1 protein-coding gene and 1 pseudogene are annotated in these 3,542 nt (G+C 63.1%); one reads left to right on the forward strand and one right to left on the reverse strand.

All coding sequences use genetic code 11. From position 1 onward, the window contains the following. Positions 1 to 138 precede the first annotated feature (138 nt). Positions 139 to 1,836, reverse strand: coding sequence for a hypothetical protein (locus FFK22_RS41210; protein WP_186002968.1), 1,698 nt, complete (start codon positions 1,834 to 1,836; stop codon positions 139 to 141). A 794-nt stretch (positions 1,837 to 2,630) separates the two neighbouring features. Between FFK22_RS41210 and FFK22_RS41225 the strand changes: the two are divergent. Beyond that, positions 2,631 to 3,542 (forward strand): annotated as a pseudogene (locus FFK22_RS41225) (IS630 family transposase); the annotation flags it as partial.

The following is a 3,542-nucleotide window of genomic DNA, read 5'->3' on the forward strand; positions in this document are numbered from 1 at the left end:
CTTATTCCATGCTGATTCACATTTAGACAAAAGGTGAACAAAGGTCGCGACTCTGCCGTTCCGGGTGTCACATTGGGGTACCACATAAGGGAACACGAGGGCCGTTCCCGATGGGACTGGACAAGGACCGGCGGGAGTCTATGCCGCGGCCGCGACGCTCAGGGATTCGATCCGCTTCAGGCCCTTGCTGACGCCCTCAAGCCCCTCCCGCAGCGTCTCGCCGACGGCGCCCTGGCCGACGTCGAAGGGCGGGTTGTCGAGCAGATCGACGATGTTGTTGCCGCTGAGATAGCCGAGATTGGTCTGGACCGTGGCCGCCGCGGTCTCGACCGCCTTCGACATGGCATCACCCTCCTGCCCGATGATCGCGGCGAGCTGGTCGGAGATCTCATTGTCGATCTGCAGGAAGATGTCGTCGACATGCCGCCAGGTGCCGCCGAGGGCCTCGACCTTGACGATCTGGTTGACCCTGCGCTTGACCTCGTCCTTCTGCTGGATCGCGGCGTTGCGGTGCGCCTCCCACACCTCCTTGATGCTTTCGACCAGGCTGGCGACGAGGTTGTCCCCATCGGCCGAATCCGCCTTCTTGAAGCCGAGCAGGCCAATGAGTTGGTCGTCCTTCGCGAACATCTGCTGCACGACGGCGACCAGGCGCTGCACGGCCTTGCGCTTGCCGTCCGCGTCGCCGTCCTGCTTGGGCCATCCCGACGCCACCATCCCGGCGATCCGGTCGGGGCTCGCCTGGTTCAGCGGGTAGGGCAGAAGGCGCTCCTGGGCCCGCGCCTTGGCCAGCTTGAACAGGCTCTCCGTCACCTCCTCCGGGGTGAGATCGTCGGTCGAGACCGTGTCGAGATCGATCCCGTTGACCAGCACCTTCTCGCGGCCGGGCTTGTCCTGGTCGCCGTCGGCGTCCGATGGGGTGGTCTTCACATATTGCAGGTTCCGCAGGTTCTCGGGATAGGCCAGCATCAGCAGCAGCCGGCTGGTCAGGTTGTGCAGCCGCATCTCCCGCTCTTCCGGCGACAGGCCGGCCAGCATGTCCTCGAGCCAGGTGGCGATCTTGTCGGTCAGCGGGCCCAACTCGGCCTTTCGCTCGACGCCGATCTGCCGGCTCAGGCTCAGCGCGTGGCCGGCAATGGTCGCCGACGCGGTGGCGATGCCCGTCTTCAGCTCGTCTGAGAGGGCTTCGTCATCCTCCTCATCGGAGTCGCTGTCCTCAGCCGACAGGTCGGCGCCCTCCATCAGATCCTCTTCGGGCATGTCGTCGTCGGCCTTGCCGGCTTCGAGCCTCGGCGAGCCTTCCGAGGCCAGTTTCTCGCCGACCGTCTGGTCGGGCTGCTCGGCGGCGCTCGTCTGCTGACCGGATTCAGCTTCCTCGGACGAGAACCTCTGCTGGTTCTCCCCTTCGTTCTGGGCAAACAGGTTCTCCTGATCCTCCGGAAGATTGACCTCAGGAGCGATCGAATCATAGGGAACCTCAATCCCGAATCCGATCTTGAAGTATTTCTTCAGGCCCTTGTTGAGCGATTCCGCGCTGCCCTTCTTGAGCCTGACGTTCAGAATATTGCTTTCGTCAAGCCGCGCCAGACCAAGCGCTATGACATTTAAGTCCTTTTCTTTCTTTGCCTCGATCGGTTTCGGCTTTCCTTCGTAGTCCATCGTCTTCAGCTTTTTCGTCAGCCCACCGAGACCGGACGGCATGACGATCGCAACCGGGGTGTTGTCCTTCCCGAGATGGGCCAGCGCGATGCAGCACTCGGCACCGTTCGCTTTGGTCTCCTCGATCCAGTCCCGCGACTTCTTGGCCCGAGCTTTGTTGTGAACAAATGTAGCCATGACTCACCTCTCTAGAACAAAATGGTTGAAGAGCACGGATGCGGGGTGCGTTTCGTCGCCTTGCTGGCGGCTGATCCTCACAGGTCCCGGTCTCAACCTCAGCGGGAAGCATCGTCCAACCACGTCGCCGCTCGGCGTCAGCACGCCGATCAGCGCGAACCGACGGCTGGCGCCGGCGGGGAGGATATGTGCCACAGCGGCGCAACGAAGAACAATTCCGCCCAGTCGGCGTCGGCCTCGCCCAAGCCGCATGATCCCGTCCGATATGATCAGCTCAAAATCTCCTCTTTCCTGTCAGACCTTCAACAACTTGACGGTGCCCCCACGCATACAGGACCGGGTCTTCCTCCCATAACTGCCGGGACCGCTGTGACCTCACCTCACTAACATGACCTGTGAATCAGAAACGCCTCCTGACCAGACCGACGATCCAAGCGGGCCAGTCATATCACTCCTCTCGCCGCGCCACTCTCCCCCGACAACGTGGCGACAACGCCCCGCTCCGGTCCAATGCACTTTTGGTATCCATCCATGATCATCGTCCTCAAGGCTTCTCACGTCTCCCAACCCCAGCTTCGCGCCCGGGCCCGGGCTGACGAAAGGCTGTCACATGGGGGTACACCCTGCCGCAACACAACGCTGTTACACATTTGTGAACTACAGCGAAAAGATAACCACCCGGTGAAGGCCGCCTTGTGTGATGGCGGAGAAAATTGGAGGTCATAGGGATAATCCTAGTGCATTGAAGCAGACAGGAGATTCACAAGGGGAGGAGGGCATGTGAATCTGAGGCCATGGCCCAGACCGTGAGCAGCCTCCTGAACACGATCGACCGGCTCGGTCTCGAACAGATCGCCGGCGACCGCAACCGCCCCCACAAGCACGTGCAGCGCGCCCGGATCGTGCTGTTCTCCGGCGACCGATTGCCGGTGCTGGAAGTGGTGCGCCGCGCCGGCGTCAGCCGCCCGGCGGTCTGGCGCTGGCAGCAGCGCTTCGCCGAGGAGGGGGTCGACGGCCTGCTGCGCGACAAGACCCGCACTCTCCCGGCACCGCGCCGCTGCAGCCCTCCCTGGTCGCCCGGATCGTCGCCTTGACCTGCAACGAACCGCCCGGGCCGGTCACCCACTGGACCGGACGGCTGATGGCCAGGACCGTCGGCGTGTCGCTGAGCTCGGTCCAGCGCATCTGGCAGGCCCATCGGCTGCTGTCCCATCGCCTCCGCACCTTCAAGAGATCCAACGACCCGGCCTTCGCCGCCAAGGTCGAGAGGACATCTTCGGCCTCTACATGAACCCGCCGGCCCACGCCGTCGTCGTCTCCATCGACGAGAAGAGCCAGATCCAGGCGCTGGACCGCACTCAGCCGGGCCTGCCGCTGAAGCCGGGCAAGTGCGGGACCATGACCCATGACTACAAGCGCAACGGCACCACCACCCTGTTCGCCGCCCTCGACGTGCTCCACGGCACTGTGGTCGGACGCTGTATGCCCAAGCACACCCACCAGGACTTCATCAAATTCCTCAATGCGGTCGAACGCGCCGTCCCCGCCGGCAAGCTCGTCCATGCCGTCCTGGACAACTATGCCACCCACAAGCATCCTAAGGTCCTGGACTGGTTCGCCGATCACCCGCGCTGGGTGTTCCACTTCACACCGACCTCCGGCTCCTGGCTCAACGCCGTCGAGAATTTCTTCTCCGTCCTCACCCG

This window comes from Mycobacterium sp. KBS0706 (assembly GCF_005938675.2).
In the GTDB taxonomy this organism is placed as follows: domain Bacteria; phylum Pseudomonadota; class Alphaproteobacteria; order DSM-16000; family Inquilinaceae; genus Inquilinus.